The organism is Nostoc sp., assembly GCF_054880495.1.
Map to the genome: position 1 here is coordinate 1 of NZ_JBTYKD010000043.1, position 15800 is coordinate 15800.

14 protein-coding genes and 2 pseudogenes are annotated in these 15800 nt (G+C 42.0%); 6 read left to right on the plus strand and 10 right to left on the minus strand.

Annotation, left to right across the window (positions count from 1 at the left end; all coding sequences use genetic code 11):
• The first annotated feature begins 433 nt into the window (after window positions 1-433).
• A complete protein-coding gene (locus tag ACYTXL_RS04890; protein WP_461923717.1) occupies window positions 434-676 on the plus strand; it encodes a hypothetical protein in 243 nt (80 codons plus the stop codon).
• Window positions 677-1086: 410 nt separating this feature from the next.
• Here ACYTXL_RS04890 and ACYTXL_RS04895 read toward each other — a convergent pair whose 3' ends face one another.
• Window positions 1087-3090, minus strand: a complete 2004-nt coding sequence (locus ACYTXL_RS04895; protein WP_461923718.1) for a protein phosphatase 2C domain-containing protein — start codon at window positions 3088-3090, stop codon at window positions 1087-1089.
• A 235-nt stretch (window positions 3091-3325) separates the two neighbouring features.
• Between ACYTXL_RS04895 and ACYTXL_RS04900 the strand changes: the two genes are divergently transcribed.
• Window positions 3326-3760 carry an NfeD family protein gene (locus ACYTXL_RS04900; protein WP_461923719.1) on the plus strand — a complete coding sequence of 145 codons (435 nt, stop codon included), beginning with the start codon at window positions 3326-3328 and terminating at the stop codon, window positions 3758-3760.
• 4 nt (window positions 3761-3764) lie between these two features.
• On the opposite strand, the gene ACYTXL_RS04905 is transcribed toward ACYTXL_RS04900, so the two are convergent.
• Window positions 3765-3980 (minus strand): hypothetical protein, encoded by a 216-nt coding sequence (locus ACYTXL_RS04905; RefSeq protein ID WP_461923720.1) that lies wholly within the window; start codon window positions 3978-3980, stop codon window positions 3765-3767.
• Between the two features lie 75 nt (window positions 3981-4055).
• Here ACYTXL_RS04905 and ACYTXL_RS04910 point away from each other — a divergent pair, with 75 nt between their 5' ends.
• Window positions 4056-5063 (plus strand): SPFH domain-containing protein, encoded by a 1008-nt coding sequence (locus tag ACYTXL_RS04910; protein ID WP_461923721.1) that lies wholly within the window; start codon window positions 4056-4058, stop codon window positions 5061-5063.
• Window positions 5064-5127: 64 nt separating this feature from the next.
• On the opposite strand, the gene ACYTXL_RS04915 is transcribed toward ACYTXL_RS04910, so the two are convergent.
• Window positions 5128-5715, minus strand: coding sequence for a pentapeptide repeat-containing protein (locus tag ACYTXL_RS04915; protein WP_461923722.1), 588 nt, complete (start codon window positions 5713-5715; stop codon window positions 5128-5130).
• A 184-nt stretch (window positions 5716-5899) separates the two neighbouring features.
• Window positions 5900-6178, minus strand: a pseudogene (locus ACYTXL_RS04920) (transposase); the annotation flags it as partial.
• A gap of 213 nt (window positions 6179-6391) precedes the next feature.
• On the opposite strand from ACYTXL_RS04920, the gene ACYTXL_RS04925 reads away from it, so the two are divergent.
• A complete protein-coding gene (locus ACYTXL_RS04925) occupies window positions 6392-6517 on the plus strand; it encodes a hypothetical protein (protein WP_461923723.1) in 126 nt (41 codons plus the stop codon).
• Between the two features lie 158 nt (window positions 6518-6675).
• On the opposite strand, the gene ACYTXL_RS04930 is transcribed toward ACYTXL_RS04925, so the two are convergent.
• Window positions 6676-7080 carry a Fur family transcriptional regulator gene (locus ACYTXL_RS04930; RefSeq protein WP_334788733.1) on the minus strand — a complete coding sequence of 135 codons (405 nt, stop codon included), beginning with the start codon at window positions 7078-7080 and terminating at the stop codon, window positions 6676-6678.
• 144 nt (window positions 7081-7224) lie between these two features.
• Between ACYTXL_RS04930 and purS the strand changes: the two genes are divergently transcribed.
• Window positions 7225-7503, plus strand: coding sequence for a phosphoribosylformylglycinamidine synthase subunit PurS (purS, locus tag ACYTXL_RS04935; protein ID WP_292799605.1), 279 nt, complete (start codon window positions 7225-7227; stop codon window positions 7501-7503).
• Window positions 7504-7652: 149 nt separating this feature from the next.
• Entirely contained in the window at window positions 7653-8327 is a 675-nt protein-coding gene (gene purQ, locus ACYTXL_RS04940) for a phosphoribosylformylglycinamidine synthase subunit PurQ (RefSeq protein WP_461923724.1), read from the plus strand.
• A 237-nt stretch (window positions 8328-8564) separates the two neighbouring features.
• On the opposite strand, the gene ACYTXL_RS04945 is transcribed toward purQ, so the two are convergent.
• From ACYTXL_RS04945 to ACYTXL_RS04965, 5 genes and pseudogenes are all read right to left on the minus strand, one after another.
• Entirely contained in the window at window positions 8565-9062 is a 498-nt protein-coding gene (locus ACYTXL_RS04945) for a DUF427 domain-containing protein (protein ID WP_461923725.1), read from the minus strand.
• A gap of 454 nt (window positions 9063-9516) precedes the next feature.
• Window positions 9517-11085, minus strand: a complete 1569-nt coding sequence (locus ACYTXL_RS04950; protein WP_461923726.1) for an HlyD family type I secretion periplasmic adaptor subunit — start codon at window positions 11083-11085, stop codon at window positions 9517-9519.
• 33 nt (window positions 11086-11118) lie between these two features.
• Window positions 11119-11259, minus strand: coding sequence for a hypothetical protein (locus ACYTXL_RS04955; protein ID WP_461923727.1), 141 nt, complete (start codon window positions 11257-11259; stop codon window positions 11119-11121).
• A gap of 18 nt (window positions 11260-11277) precedes the next feature.
• Window positions 11278-14280 (minus strand): peptidase domain-containing ABC transporter, encoded by a 3003-nt coding sequence (locus ACYTXL_RS04960; protein WP_461923728.1) that lies wholly within the window; start codon window positions 14278-14280, stop codon window positions 11278-11280.
• 920 nt (window positions 14281-15200) lie between these two features.
• Window positions 15201-15365 (minus strand): annotated as a pseudogene (locus ACYTXL_RS04965) (DUF4114 domain-containing protein); the annotation flags it as partial.
• Between the last annotated feature and the right edge of the window lie 435 nt (window positions 15366-15800).

A 15800-nucleotide genomic window follows, 5' to 3' on the forward strand; every position in this document is an offset into this window, starting at 1 on the left:
CACGCCGCGTTTATACCCAAGCTCACATGGATCTGACTGCTGAGGCAGTTGAAGAGGTTTATTATAATCGCGATCGCCTACGCGGACTCAAAATGATTTACGAGCCGAAGTATCTCCGTTTCTTTCAAGCAAGATTTGAATTGCAGTAGTCGGGCGCATTGGAAATTGGGCATTGGGATGAGTCTTTGATACTCTTTGACAGTAGATTTACCAGATAATATTTCAGGAATATTTCATAGTCTTTGCAAAAATACAAGTCCTAGCGATTGGAGACAGCTTGGCAAATGTTACCAAAGCCAAATATCGATATTCTTGATAACCACTGCTAAAGTTGATACAGCACACAACTATGATGTTATAAGTGCAAAATTTAAATCTGTAGGAACTGCAATCAAAAATTAAGTCAGGAAATCAGGATTTTCAAGTCAATATTATGGAGCAAATTCAGCCACAACAGCGCCGCGTCGCTGATCAAGTGTTTCAAGAATCCCTCGAAGAGTTGGAGGATATCTTACAAGAAAGTTCGACCGAGGAAGAAGAGATCCCCCAACTGCATAGTATTACTGCCACTGAAGTCGAACTCGATCAAGACTTAACAAATATTGATTTAGCGGCTCTTGAGGACGCAGTTGCTGATATTGAACAATATCTCGAAGAAAAAAGAAAAACGAAATAAAACTTAGGAACGTGGATTAAATAAAATGCAAAACTTCATCCTGTATCTAGCTTCCCTCTCCAATATATCGGAGAGGGATTGAGGGTGAGGTAAGCCAGGGACATAAATTGTATGTTATTTAATTCTTCATATTCCTTATAAGTTTTAACTCCTAATCCCTCTTTTGTTACTACGGGGAAAGTATAATCAGAAAGAAAACCGGAAACAGTAAGTAACAGGGATGGTTACACAGCGCAGACAAGCAGTAAGCACAGTCGCCTTCATAGATAACTATTGTCTACACTATTATTCAGTATTTGAGGATGTGAGGCATTTTGAAAGCTTCAAATTTTTACGTTTGGGAATGCTTTCAGAAATGGCACGAAAATTAACGCACATCATGATGAATTTGTACTGTGCGTAAGTACTAGCTACTTCCCAGGCGGACACGCTTGCTGCACTCTTTGGGTAAATTGCCGACACATCTGCTGGAATCCTTGAGGATTAATTTGCCACCAAGCAAATAATCCCAGAGTTGTACCCCCCACAAGCAACGCCAACACTACCCCCAGCCTTACCAAACCTTTACCGCGCTTAGGTTTTCTAATTAAAGTTGGTAGGATTATTGGGCTTATAAATGGTTCCTCAGAAATATCCAAATCTAAATCCAAATCTAAATCCAAATCTAGATCCAAATCTAGCAGCGATCGCGAACCTTCTGTCAAAGAAATTGGTTCTTCTAGTTCCTCTAGTTCCTCTTGTTCTTTTTGTATTTCTGCTTCTATAATCTCTTCTGGCAATGCCGGAGTCACAGGTACTAAGTATTCTGGGGAAACACGGTAATAAGTGAGAACAACCGACGTATTATCATGCCCATTTTTTTCGTTTGCCAAATTAATCCAGTTCGCAACAGCATCTTCAACTGTCAATTCACCTGTTAACACGGGTATTGCATAATTTTGCCAAGATTGTTCCACCCAGTTATTATCACTTAAACCATCAGAACACAGTAATAATATGCCATCTTCTTCCACAATCAATCGCTGAACCTTGAGACGCAAAGATTCTGCATCTTTTGTCCCCAAGGCTTGAGTTAAAGCACTAGCATCTGCTCTCAAAAGCGCTTTTCGATACAAGCTTTTAGCAAGGCGTACCTCACGCGTTGCCACATTATCATCGACTGTGAGTAGCTGACAATAATTGTGAGTAATCCAATAGGCACGGCTATCGCCAACATTAGCCAAGTAAAGTTCATGGGTATTATTTGATTGCCACCCAGTACTCGTCTGCACTCGTTGGGGAACTTGCACTGCCATGACAATAGTTGTAGCCATGCGTTCTTTGCCTTGGCGTTTTTGTTCGTTATTGCGGGCACAAATCACATTATTTATTATTCGCAAGCTTGCTTCTAATTGTTCCTGCAACAACTCTGGTGATACAAGTACAGTTTGTTCAGTTACCTCCGTTAGGAAGGCGCGAATTTGTAACTTTACAGACTGCACTGCCAACTTACTCGCAACTTCGCCGCCTTCATGTCCACCAATGCCATCGCAAACAATCGACAAGTGAGGCAATAAAGGTTCATCTAAATCAGTTAAAGTATTGGGGTAGCAAGCGTCTTCATTTTGCGCCATAACTGGGCCAATATCTGTGGAGCCTGCCACCTTTAGAACTAATGGCAATTCTGCCGCCGATGCCAGTAGTAAATTATTGAGTAGAATATTAATAGCTTCTAACTCAACCTCAGTTTCACACATCTGCTGGACTATATTTTCTAACCCTTTCGCTACTGATGCCTTTGCAGACGCTACCCAAAACCGCCAAGACTGTCCTAGATTTTGTAAACTCAGCTTCTCATCTGCTGGTGTTTGGTAGAGTTCCAACAGGCGCACACACCAACCTTCGACTCTCAAATTATCTACTACCAGTAAACTGCGGCTAAGTCCCAATTCTGATAAAGGCGTCCAAAGTTGGAGAATTTGCCACAGCCAATAAACTTGTCGTACCGCCGTTGCTTGCTCCCATGCCTCAACAATAGTTGGATAGATATTTCCTGTTTCATCTATCGGCACATTTTCTAACAAGAGGATATCAGTTGTATCTCCCTCAAGGTAACAAGCAAACGCATAAGCCTGGGGCAAATGCAACCGCTCTTGATATAACCGTAGATAAGGAATTACTTCTTTTGGCAATTCTTCAGGTACATCTGGCGGCAGTCCCGGTTGAGTATCCAGCCAAATTTGGTGACTAATTACTTCATATCTATGTGCAACCTTTGTACCTGCTGGGATTTGAGCAGACAATGAGCCAGTAGCCCAAAGATAGCGGTGAACTAAAGGAGTTTGGCAACTGGCACAAAAACTATCTCCCATAGGATTAATGGGGCTATTACAGCTTGGATTTATACAATAAACTATCAGTTGAGTAGAAATCATAAAAATATAAATTATAAGAAACCAATCAACTCATGAACTTCGATTAACTTTAGCTGGCAATGACTTGAAAGCTAGAATAGACTGGATTTGTGTACCGCTAGCTACACCTTGTTACTGAAATTAATCAAAATTATTGGTAAAAAAACCAAGTTTTGCTTTTTGTAAATAACTTACGTCTGGCTGTATCTAATCGTAAAAATGCATTTACGTCAATGTAGAGGCTAAGAATGGCACTATGCCAAGTTTTACCTTAATCTGGCTTCTGGCAGGAGCAGTTCTGTGTCTAATGGAACTGTTCTTACCATCGGCGTTTGTCGCCTTCATGATGGGAATTAGCGCTTTTGTCGTGGCGCTGCTGTCTGGAGTGGGTTTGGGAAGTGTATGGTTGCAAATTGTGGTTTGGCTGTTATTTTCCACAACACTAATTTTGCTTTCCCGTCGGTTTTTGCAACCGCGACAACGCAAATCTAAAATTCGGGATGCAGTCATAGCTGAAACCTTAACAGAAATCCTGCCTGGGAAAACAGGGCGGGTGCGGTATGAGGGAAATTCTTGGCAAGCAAGATGTGACGATGACAAATTTACCGTATTACCCCATCAAAGAGTTTATGTGGTTAGGAGAGAAGGTACTACCTTGATTGTGATACCAGAAAATTTGTTGAATTCTTAGTTAGTTATTGGGCACTTGTACTGACTTGTACTGAGCGGCGTCGAAGTAGCAAAGTCGTTGGCGCAGCCTCTGGTAGAGAAGTATTGGGCATTGGGAATAAATTAATCTTTACTTCTTCATCTCCCCCACTCCAAACTCCAAATTCCTGTACAGACGCGATTAATCGCGTCTCTCCAAATTCCTGTACAGACGCGATTAATCGCGTCTCTCCAAACTCCAAATTCCTGTACAGACGCGATTAATCACGTCTCTCCAAACTCCAAACTTCCCTTTGTTAAAAATCAGGAGATTCACAATGGAACAGTTCTTTTTACTAGTATTTTTAGCTCTTGGTGGTTCTGCCGTAGCAGGATCTGTGAAAGTTGTCAATCAGGGTAATCAAGCTTTGGTGGAAAGATTGGGTAGTTATAACAAAAAACTGGAACCAGGACTAAACTTTGTGATTCCTTTCCTAGATAGAGTTGTCTACCGCGAAACTGTCCGAGAAAAAGTCTTAAATATTCCTCCCCAACAGTGCATCACCCGTGACAACGTTGGCATTGAGGTAGATGCAGTGTTTTACTGGCGGATTGTGGATATGGAAAAAGCCTGGTATAAAGTAGAAAATCTGGAGTCGGCAATGGTAAACATGGTGCTGACTCAAATTCGCGCCGAAATGGGACAACTGGAGTTAGATCAAACTTTTACGGCTCGTTCCCACATCAGTGAACTTTTATTACAGGATTTGGATGTTGCTACCGATCCTTGGGGTGTGAAAGTGACACGGGTAGAACTGCGAGATATTATTCCATCTCAAGCAGTGCGAGAATCGATGGAATTGCAAATGTCGGCAGAACGACGCAAACGGGCAGCAATTTTAACTTCTGAGGGCGAACGCGAATCTGCTGTTAATAGTGCTAGAGGTAAAGCAGAGGCGCAAATATTGGATGCCGAGGCTCGTCAAAAATCGACAATTCTGCAAGCGGAAGCTGAACAAAAGGCGATCGTTCTGAAAGCTCAAGCTGAACGTCAGCAGCAGGTTTTGAAAGCCCAGGCGATCGCAGAGTCTACAGAAATTATCGCCCAAAAGCTCCATACTATCCCCAATGCCAATAAAGCCGTAGAAGTTCTGTTTGCCTTGGGCTATCTGGATATGGGCGCGACAATTGGTAAAAGCGATAGCAGCAAAGTCTTATTTATTGATCCACGCACTATCCCTGCTGCTTTCGAGGGTATGCGCTCCATTATCTCAAATGGTCAGGTTGACTCTAACGAATTGTTTTCTAAGCAAATACCAGGATTAGAAAATAACCGCCCTGGTTAGGAATGGGGAGTGGGGAGATGAGGGGGATGAGGGAGAAGCAATGCTCAATGCCTCATGCCCTACATCAGCAACTATCATATCCAATACTTCCATCTCGAATACTTCCATCTGGCATAATGGTGTTTTGGAAGGATACTCTCCTGAATTCAACACCGTCCAAGTTGGCTCCGGTCAAGTTAGCTCCATAGAAGTCAACGCGAGCAAAAATAGTATTGCTGAAGTTAGCTCCACTCAGGTCAGCTCCTCTGAATCCAGTATTTTCGAGCCTAGCTCCACTCAGGTTAGCACTTCTAAGATTGGCACGGAGAAAATTACTCATCCCCAAGTCAGCACCACTGAGATTGGCACCACTGAGATTGGCATCATCAAAACTACATTGCCACGAGATAGCATTACTGAGACTAGCACTACTGAGATTGGATCGAGACAAGATGGTTTCGGGCATATAAACTTCACTCAAGTCAGCCCCACTCAAGTTTACATCAGCCATGTAAACTTCAATCTGGGAACCACTCAAGTTAATTCCACTCAGGTTACAGCCTCTCAATCCTTTTTCACTGTAACTGAATTCAATAGCAGAAAAATTTCTCTCCCCAGCAGCGTAACGTCTCAACAATTCTTCAACAGTAATACTTTGTCTTTTGACGTTCATTTTTCAACACTATTACTCGCTTTGGTTCAGACGGTAGCACTATAGCTAGTGGTAGTATTAACCAAACCATAAGGTTATGGGACAACAAACAATACAGATGAATGTTTGAAGATTATCTGGGGACATACTAGCTGGGTATTTTTAGTAGCCTTCAGTCCAAATAGTATAGCAGCCGCCAGGCTGGTTAGGACGCTGTACTAAGAACATCTTCCATAGCACTGCGAAGAGAGTCAAATTGAATTAGCTGTTTACGAATTCGACTTTTCAACCATGACCAGCACCGCTCAATTTTGTTAAGATCGGGTGAATAGGATGGCAAATATTTTAATTGACAGCCTGCTGGTTCAATTAATTCTTTAATATGTCCACCGCGATGAAATGTAGCATTATCTGCAATTACTATTTGTCCTGATTTTAGCGTTGGAATTAAACAAGTTTTTAGCCAAGTCTCAAATACGCTAGAGGAAGTTGCTGATCTTATTACATCCATTAAATTCCGTACTCAAGTAATCGAGAAAACTCCAAAAAAACGGCTTAGTGAATTTTATGGTGTTTTACATACAAATATTGCCTATCAAGGGTACAATCACCCAACCGAGTTATCCGCAAAATTACTTTTTCTATCCAAAATGGAGCAAAGCTAGGTTGGTTGCTCGATTGTGATGATGAGTCAATCATGATTTTTGAACCCAACAAATTACCAGAATTAAAAGAAAAGCAAGATGTTTTACCCGTCTTAAGTGTTTTGGAAAATTGGCAATTAACAGTTGCAGACGTATTTAGTTGGTTGAGTTTTGTTTAAAAAAGTATTAATTCAGTACAAGCACAAGTTCAACCAACTAATACCACTTCTTGATGAAAATGCACAAAATGAGCCTACTTACGCAGCCTTTATTTTGGTAGCCCCAGACTTAAGTCTGTGGGAGAACAAAATGCAACCTCACATAATAATTGGTATAACTATTGAGCAATCCCAGTAGCTTGATTTATCTGGCATTGATTGCACAACCCAAAAAACTCTAGGGTGTGGTAAAAAACTTTAAACTTATGGCTGGATTCTAACTGGTTTTCTAAGTCATGAACGGGGCATTCATTAATCGGAATTGAGACACCGCATTGCAAGCAAGTAAGGTGGTGTTTGTCTTGCTGCGCTAGGCTATAGAGGGCTTCACCGTTAGCCAAATTCCGCACTTGTACTATGCCTTCGAGTTTTAAGGCATCTAGGGAGCGGTAAACTGTCGCTAAACCCATGCTCTGATTAGTGTTACGTAATTCTACGTAAATATCCTGGGCGGAAATACCTTTTTTGATGGTTTTCAGTAGGTTGAAAATACGCTCTTGGCTGCGGGTGCGTATGGCTCTCATAGACAATTATTTAAATATGCCACTGTAGTTGAAGCTGTTAGATGGGCTAATTGATCAATTAACTTTAACCGCTTTGTAATCTTATTTTCACTCAGTTCGAGCATAAAGTTATAGTATAGCGATCGCAGCATTCACCAAAAGCCCGTGCAAACCAAGTATTTAGTCAAAATTTTCGTGACCCTTCGTCCTTCAGTCTTAGACCCTGCTGGTGTGGCTGTACAATCTGGTCTTCAGCAACTGGGATACGATAACGTTGACCAAGTGCGGATTGGTAAGTACATTGAACTCACCATCACCTCGACTGAGGAGAAAAAAGCGCGTCAAGACCTTGAGCAAATTTGTAACCAAATGCTCGCAAATCCCGTGATTGAAAATTACCGCTTTGAGATGATTGAGGTTGAAACCCAGACTGGGGTATTTTAAGGATTGGACATGGGGCATGGGGAAAACTCTTCTCCAGTCTCTACTTCCCAATCCAAACTCCTAACTCCCATTCGGCTACGCTCACGGCAAGCCCATTCCCATTCGGCTACGCTCACGGCAAGCCCACTCTCCACTCCCCTAGACTAATCATGAAATTCGGCGTTGTTGTTTTTCCCGGTTCTAATTGCGATCGCGATGTTGCTTATGTAACCAGAGATTTGCTCTTACAACCGACTCGCATGGTTTGGCATCAAGAAACGGATATTGCTGATTTGGATGTTGTGATCATTCCTGGTGGCTTTAGTTACGGGGATTATCTGCGCTGTGGTGCGATCGCCCGTTTTTCGCCCGTGATGCAGCAGGTAGTCGAACACGCCCAAAAGGGTAAGTTTGTCCTCGGTATTTGCAACGGGTTTCAGGTATTAACTGAAGCTGGGCTTTTGCCAGGGGTGTTGACTAGAAATCGGGATTTGCATTTTATCTGCGATCGCGTTCCCTTGAAAGTTGAGCGGACTAATCTCTCATGGACGCAAGGTTATACCAATAGTGAAGTGATCACTTTGCCCATTGCCCACGGAGAGGGGCGATTCTACGCTGATCAAGCCACTCTCGCAGAAATTGAAGATAACGGGCAAGTCCTGTTTCGCTATCAAGGGGAAAATCCCAACGGTTCACTGAACAATATTGCCGGCATTTGCGATCGTCGGGGCAATGTGTTGGGGATGATGCCGCACCCAGAAAGGGCATCTGACGCGATGCTGGGAAATAGCGATGGGTTGAGGTTGTTTCAGGGATTGTTGGAGAAGGTAGCGGCATTAGCGTAGAGCAAATATCAGGCAACTAGGTTGGGTTAGAGGGCGATCGCTATCTGAAAAATAATGAGCGCGATTATTCTTGTCACCCCGCTTCCATTCCTCTCCCCCCAGGGTTACAGTGTACACACAAGTCATCGAATTAACCCAAAACAAAAACTCCTAACGGACATCCCTCTCCTTACCAAGGAGAGGGACAGGTTTTGCGTAGCAGAACCAGGGTGAGGTTTCTTTGGGCTTAAAATTGCCTCACCATCCCCAAGTACCGGGAGAGCCTTTGAAAGGCCCAACAATATCACTAGTGATCCAACCGCCGTAGAAGTTACCTGGTTGTGGTTGCACCTCTTCGCCATTCACGTAGCAATTATCCATTAAATGAGCGTAAAAAGATACATAGTCTTTGAGAGGTTCAAAAGCTGGTGTCGGCTTAGGGTAGAACCAAGCAGCATTATGGACTTCTTTTTCACCCACTCGGATTGTGTAGTAACCAGCACTTCCCTTCCACTCGCAAAAGCTAGACTGCGGTATCAATTGCAAATATTCCATTTTGATATCCGCAGGGGGAATGTAGTAAGAAGGAGGATGACTAGTTTCTAAAACACGTTTGGCATTGTGCGTATCTGCAATTATTACTCCGTTAAAGATTATTTGGATATGTTTACTTGTGTCCTCCAAACGAGGAGGACGGGGGTAATCCCAAACTGATTCTTGTCCAGGAGCAGGTTCAATTGGTTGATAATTAACCATGTGAACTACCCCGCCGTAAGACGGACATAGCTCTCCCAATTCATCGGGAATAGCCTCCAGAACTCCGTAGTTCTATTGGTCTGACATTCCCTCCAAGGGCAGGAGTCCTGGTTCCCAAGACCCAAATCTTTTACCCTGAGCGAAGTCGAAAGGTTCTCTTGCAACATATACCTATAAGAAAAGGTTTCCGCTTATGGCATTGATGGTCAAGGCCAAATAATTCTATCAGAAAATCCTGGGGATTCGTCATCCATAAGCGTATTTGTTTTTGCTGACGCAAAAAAACAAAAACAATATGCCTATGCAATCCTCACTTGGTGACGCTGTTCGCGAACACCCCCCGCTCCCTATACCTACCATTAGAGTACATTGTTCGCGTAGCGGACGCACCAGAAGGTGGGGACTTGCGCGACACGTTAACAATTCAAAATTCAAAATTGTTTGACTACAGGTACTAACGTACTTCTTTAAGAGTATCAGTTTGCTTGGTAAACATCTCTGTGAATAAACTGATCACACTTCGTTCTTCGCGCACTTTTATGTTGGCACTAATCGACATACCTGATTGTAAGTTAACTTTTTTACCCTTAATCATTAAGGATTGTTTATCCAATGAAACTCTTGCCGGAAATCGATAAAACTGATGTGTTTGATCTGGCGGTAATGCGTCTGATGCTATGTCAATCACTTTTCCCTTGATATCGCCAAACTCACTGTAAGGAAAGGAGTCAATTCTGACATCTACCTTCATGCCTTTTCGCACAAAACCAATATCTTTGTTAAGGATGAAAACTTCAGCTATATAGTTTTCATTTGGGACAATTTGCAGCAGTTTTGTAGTTGGAGTCGCTACAAATCCAGGGTTTTTTGCTTGTAAATCGAAAATTGTTCCCGCTACAGGCGCACGGAGTTCTTCATATTTAATATTTAACTGTGATTGAGAAATTTTACTATAGACATCTGCCAAACGCTGCTCATTATCCAGCACAACTTTCATAAATTGGCTATCGATTGCGGCAATACGCTGTTTGTTATCAGCTATTTTATCCAAAATGGTTTTATCAGAAAGAGCCACCGTATTGCTTAACTCTTGTCGTCCTTTTTCTATATCAAACTGGAGGCGTTTTGTTTCCTCACCTAGTTGCGCTACTTCTGCGGTGCGGTTTTGTACTTCTTGTTGCTGGTTGAGATACTGAAGTTGAGAAATGCCACCTTCTTCTGCTAATGTCTTCAGCTTATTTAAAATCCCCTGTTGAATAGCTAAACTTGCTTTACTATCTTCCAGTTTAAATTGATTTTGACTAAATTGTTTTTTAGTTTTTTCTACTTCTAATCGCGCTGCTGAAGACCGAGAATCTAATTCTTTTTTGGCAACTTGTAGACGTTGTTGCTCATCAATGCCTAGCGCCGAATCTTGACCGGAATTTTTCAATTGAGTCCGCAATAATTCATTTTCTCCTACTAGCGCTGACCGACTTTTCAGCAGGAAAGCAGTTTCTGGTGGCAAATTGCCGCCGAAATATAATAATTCCGAGCCTGTGGTAGTACTTGCACCCATCAATCGGCGATAAATCTGGTTTTCTTTAATTAATGCAATCCGAATTTTATTCAAAGAATTTAATTCAGCAACAGAAGCGATGGAATCAAAAGTCAGCAACAAATCTCCTGGCTTGACTACTTGTCCATCTTTAACATTAACCGTTTTCACCACTCCACTAACAGGAGCTTGAATTTCTTTGACTGTTCCTTGCGGTTTTAGTTGCCCTGTTGCTGGCACTACTTGCTCAATTTTTGCAAAATAAGCCCAACCAATTCCAAAACAAGCTAGCGCCATTAGAGTAACCATGATTGTCCGCGACCAAATTGGAGATTGGCGCAAGACAATAGATTGCTCAAATTCCTGATTGTTTGAGTTAACTAAAGACTTTTGAGCAGCTTTCTGTTGTTTTATAAGTACCTGTGAATCTTGCTTTGCTCCGTTTTTGTGATTGCCGTTGAGGTGATTCCCATTAAGTTGAGTCATAATGATTTTGGGTTTTGGATTTGTCGTGAGGGTTCAATTGAACGGTTTGGGATTTTCTGTCGGGTGGGCAATGTTTGCCGAAAACCTAGATTTTGATAGTTGTAACATTACCGACTCTACGCTGATTGCTATATCTATGGAATGTTGGTCAAATAGAGAATTTTCTGATGCCATGCCCCCAGCAATGACTAATTACAAGTTCACATCTTGTTGCTGATACAGGTAAGAATAATGACCTTTAAGAGCCATTAGTTCTTGATGGCTGCCTTGTTCTATAACCCTGCTATTATCCATGACGACGATCTTATCTGCATTACTCACGGTGTTCAGTCGGTGGGTAATAAAAAATACTGTTTCACCCTTGAATGCTTTGGCTAAATTGAGACATATTTCCCGTTCTGTGGGATAATCTAATGCGCTGGTTGCTTCATCTAAAACTAATAGTTTTGGTCGTTGTAAAACAGAGCGGGCGATCGCAATTCTCTGTCGTTGTCCACCTGAAAGTGCAGAACCTCGTTCTCCCACCCGCGTATTGTAACCGTTGGGCAAGTTCATGATGAACTCGTGGGCGCACGCAACCTGAGCCGCTTCAATAATTTCTTCGGTTGTCGAATCCGGATTCGTTAGAGCAATATTTTCCTGAACGCTGCCGTCAAATAATAATGTCTCTTGGGGAACTACACCTATCTGCCGTCGTAGTGAATAAAGTTCCACTTTGGCAATATCATAACCATCAATTAAAATTCTGCCGGACTCGGTTTCGTAAAGTCTGAGTAATAACTTCATCATCGTACTTTTACCAGACCCACTTTGCCCGACAATGCCGATAAATTTACCTGGATCAAATTCTAGGTTGAGATTAGAAAGTTGCAAAGGGCCACTTGTGCCAAACCGGAAGGAAACATTTTCATATTTCACTGCTCCCTTAATCGTCGGTAAGGGTATATTGTAGCGGTCTGTTTCTCCTTCTTGTGGTGTATCGACAATATCGCCTAAACGCTCAATAGACAAGGCAGTTTCTTGGAAGCTTTGCCAAAGTTGAGCCAAGCGCAATATGGGACTGGTGACGTAACCGGATATAATCCTAAAGGCAATTAATTCTCCTAAAGTTAATTCTCCTTTAAGTACTAAATAAGCTCCTACCCATAAAACTAGTAAGCTGCTGAGTTTGTTGAGGAAGCTGCTGGTAGAGTTGGCGAGGGTAGAAGTCACAACGGTTTTAAAACCGGCGGCCACAAATCGAGCGTAACGTTCTTGCCAGGAAAAGCGCGTTCGCAATTCAATATTTTGCGCTTTTACTGTTTGAATTCCTGACATCACCTCCACTAAATAAGATTGAGTTTCGGCGTTGCGTTCGGCTTTGCCACGTAATTGTCTGCTAATGGTGGGAGAAGCAATTAAGATGACAATGATAAACACCGGAATTGTGCTTAAGCCTACTAAGGTGAGTTGCCAACTGTAAATTAGCATCACACCGATATAAACCACTGAGAATAGAGCATCTAACCCTACTGTTAAAGCAGTACCCGTGAGGAATTGGCGGATATTTTCTAGTTCATTGATGCGAGTAGAAAGTTCCCCCACCGGTCGGCGTTCAAAATAGCGCAGAGGTAAACGTAGTAAGTGGTCGATGATTTCCGACCCTAAACTCATATCGATCCGGTTAGTGGTATCAACAAATAAGTAGGTTCGTAAGGTAGTCAACACTGCTTCAAATATCCCGACTACTAATAGCAAAACCCCCAAAATATGTAGGGTACCAATACTATTTTGAGTGATAACTTTGTCAATAATTACCTGGACGACCAGAGGATTTGCCAACGCTGCCAACTGCACGAAAAAGGAAGCGACAAAGACCTCTATCAGGACTCGACGGTAGCGTGATAAATAGGGCAGAAACCATCGTAAACCAAAGCGCTCTTGGGGTGTTTCTTTGGTAGGACTGAGCAGTAATACTGTAACTTGGGGTGGAAAGTTGGTTGGATCAACATCTAATTGTTCAATCAATTGAGCGGGTTTACAGCGCACAATTCCTTGGGATGGGACACCCACAACCATAGTATTCGCATCCGCCGCATATAAAACGGCAAAACTATCACTATAGCGAATCAATGCCGGTGTCGGAATGCGCGTCACAGAGGCAACTGGTAGCTCTATCAACTGCGCCTTAAGTCCGATTAACTCTGCCAGGTAAGCAGTAACTTGAAACGATATATTACCTTGACGTTTGACTTGCTCAGTTAAGATGCGGCGAACCACCTCTCGGCGAAAGGGCATTTCTAGGTGCTTCGCGATCATTTGGAAGCAGGCGAAGGCTGTATTTAGTTCTCCCTTACCACCAAAAAACGGGTATTTGCTTGCTTGCGAACTCTTTGAGGTCTGGGGGGCTGTCTGTGGAACTATTTCGTCGGATGCGTAGGGAATATTTAGTTCCTCGGCGCTATTTGATTTGGTGTCACTTACCACAAGTTCTATCTGATCAGGGACTTCCAAGATCAAATCTGATGGATGTATACCAAGCAACCGTGCGGGGTTTTGACCGATGACTTGGATATTCTCTCTGTCATCGTGCGCTTCTAGGCGAGCGCTAGGTGATAAATTCGTTACTGTCCCACCGCCGCTCACAAACCAAACTCTTTCGCTATCTAGTTGATTGAATGAAGTTTTTCCTGGAGGAAGGTAATGTATTTTCGCCTGTGGTAAGGCTTTGTAAGTGATTTCTCGGAGATTTAAAGTAGCGATCGCTTGCTTTTGCCAATAGGAACTCAGAATATCAAAAACTTCCACCAAATAACTGCGATTCTTGCGAGCATCGGCAAAAGCTGGATATAAAGCCAGAAAGCTAAAATATGCCGAGGCATTCAAGGTTAAACATACTACTTCGGTGGAAGCGATCGCTGTTTCACAGGGAACATCGCGCAACAAACCAATTTCGCCGATAATTTCCCCCGGTTGCAGTAATTTTAGAGTGATTGGGAATTGCGTCTGAGGGTCATATCCCAACAGGCGCACTTGTCCCTCATAAATGATCGTGATCCGGTCTGGGAGACTTTCTTTACCGATGATTTTCTGACCTATGCGATAGCGCCAAGCTTGCAGCTGTTCTGATAGATTGGCGATCGCCCCATCTGGTAACTGATCAAACCCTTCTAGGGTGGTGAGAAATTCGGAAAAAGTGTTCTTAACGTAAGTCATATAAAACAAGTCGAAGGAATAAAGTCGAAAATATTAGGAAGTCTCTCTTTTACTAACAGTGCTAGTGTTTGGTTTTATGCTAGCAACGGCAATACTTCTGTGGCATTCAATTCAGTGTGGCTAAATATGTAAAAGTACAGAGAGTAGCTTCGTCTAATTGCATACCTGCATTCCCTTCACAGACTTACAACTGTTAGGCTTTGTTCAAAACTAAAGATAGTGCAAGTTATCACTTAGTTTATGCTACATAGTTTATACTATCTTCAAATCAATATTTAGGATTGTAAGTATGGAAGATGGATACTTATCATCAAACCAAGATACAGAAACCCAGTTGTTAAACTTAAGGTTGCATATTTTCATTTATGATAATCAACATGAAACTATCACAGATGCTTTCCTAAGTAAATACCCTAATGAAGAATTATGTAATAAAAAACTTTAAATTTCTGAATGATTTTTGACAAATTCTTAACTCATCCCCTAGATTGAAGCCGGGGGAAAATCGAAGTCATTAGTACTAATGACTAAATCGGCGGGCGGCTATTTCGGACACCCCTTGAAGGGATGAGATTCCCGCCGATTTTCGTTGAATATAGGGATTGACAGGATCACTGATTGCCAAAGACAGTGAGCTTGCGTTAGTAAACAGTGCCATGCCCAATTTATGAAATAATTCTCCATCACTTTTTTGCTAGCTTAATTTAATAAAAATTAACTGGAAAAGTAAAGGTGAAGATTTTTTGATCACCTTGGAGGAGTCAATTACTAAATTTATGAAGGAAACACAATAACTGGCTTCAGTAAATTTACTAGTTTAATTAATATCAAGTCAATTTAATCCCTATGTATAAAATAACCTTACCCCACAACCAAGATAAGGTTGTCCAATTTTGCTAAGTAATTACCCGAATTTAATATTACGTAGCATTGACACTCAATTTTGTCTGCACAATCACATCGTTGTAATCTTTGTCACTACCAGTTGTTAAATCCTCAAAACCAAAGGTGTTATTCCCCAACAGCCGAATGTGATTTACTTTATCTGAGTTAGCACCCAAGAATGCGAAGTAAACATTCTTATTAGCAGTGCTATTGAGGGATAGGGGATGAGAGCAAAACGTCTTCTCAAAGCAGATTTTTTCTTAAATTGACACCAATGAGCTTTTTCTCTGCCCCTAGCGTATATTGCATCCAAAGGAGAACCGCCATAAAGATTGTAGTGCTGCGATTGCATCTGTTGGCAAATGCTTGAGGGTTTGTAATTCTACATCCATTGCCCTACTTCCCTTTCAGGGTTTTCTCTTTTCATTTTTTTATTCACAATACCCGGAAAGTGACACAAGAGGGTTAACAATTCAAAATTCAAAATTAAAGACATTTTCAGACGTTCGCGTAGCGTCTCGCAGAGAAGAGAAGTGCCTTTAACTTATCCCCCGGCTTGAAGCCTACGGTGTATACACAAGTCGGAAAACCTTATGTAAATTGACTCTATAACCCACAGATTAAAACCTCACCCT

Excerpts from the sequence above, each read along its gene's own strand:
- ACYTXL_RS04945 (WP_461923725.1), bottom strand. The coding sequence starts at position 9,062 with ATGGTTAATTATCAACCAATTGAACCTGCTCCTGGACAAGAATCAGTT.
- ACYTXL_RS04950 (WP_461923726.1), bottom strand. The coding sequence starts at position 11,085 with ATGACTCAACTTAATGGGAATCACCTCAACGGCAATCACAAAAACGGA.
- purQ (WP_461923724.1), top strand. The coding sequence starts at position 7,653 with ATGAAATTCGGCGTTGTTGTTTTTCCCGGTTCTAATTGCGATCGCGAT.
- ACYTXL_RS04895 (WP_461923718.1), bottom strand. The coding sequence starts at position 3,090 with ATGATTTCTACTCAACTGATAGTTTATTGTATAAATCCAAGCTGTAAT.
- ACYTXL_RS04915 (WP_461923722.1), bottom strand. The coding sequence starts at position 5,715 with ATGAACGTCAAAAGACAAAGTATTACTGTTGAAGAATTGTTGAGACGT.
- ACYTXL_RS04910 (WP_461923721.1), top strand. The coding sequence starts at position 4,056 with ATGGAACAGTTCTTTTTACTAGTATTTTTAGCTCTTGGTGGTTCTGCC.
- ACYTXL_RS04930 (WP_334788733.1), bottom strand. The coding sequence starts at position 7,080 with ATGAGAGCCATACGCACCCGCAGCCAAGAGCGTATTTTCAACCTACTG.
- ACYTXL_RS04890 (WP_461923717.1), top strand. The coding sequence starts at position 434 with ATGGAGCAAATTCAGCCACAACAGCGCCGCGTCGCTGATCAAGTGTTT.
- ACYTXL_RS04925 (WP_461923723.1), top strand. The coding sequence starts at position 6,392 with ATGATTTTTGAACCCAACAAATTACCAGAATTAAAAGAAAAGCAAGAT.
- ACYTXL_RS04955 (WP_461923727.1), bottom strand. The coding sequence starts at position 11,259 with ATGGCATCAGAAAATTCTCTATTTGACCAACATTCCATAGATATAGCA.
- ACYTXL_RS04960 (WP_461923728.1), bottom strand. The coding sequence starts at position 14,280 with ATGACTTACGTTAAGAACACTTTTTCCGAATTTCTCACCACCCTAGAA.
- ACYTXL_RS04900 (WP_461923719.1), top strand. The coding sequence starts at position 3,326 with ATGCCAAGTTTTACCTTAATCTGGCTTCTGGCAGGAGCAGTTCTGTGT.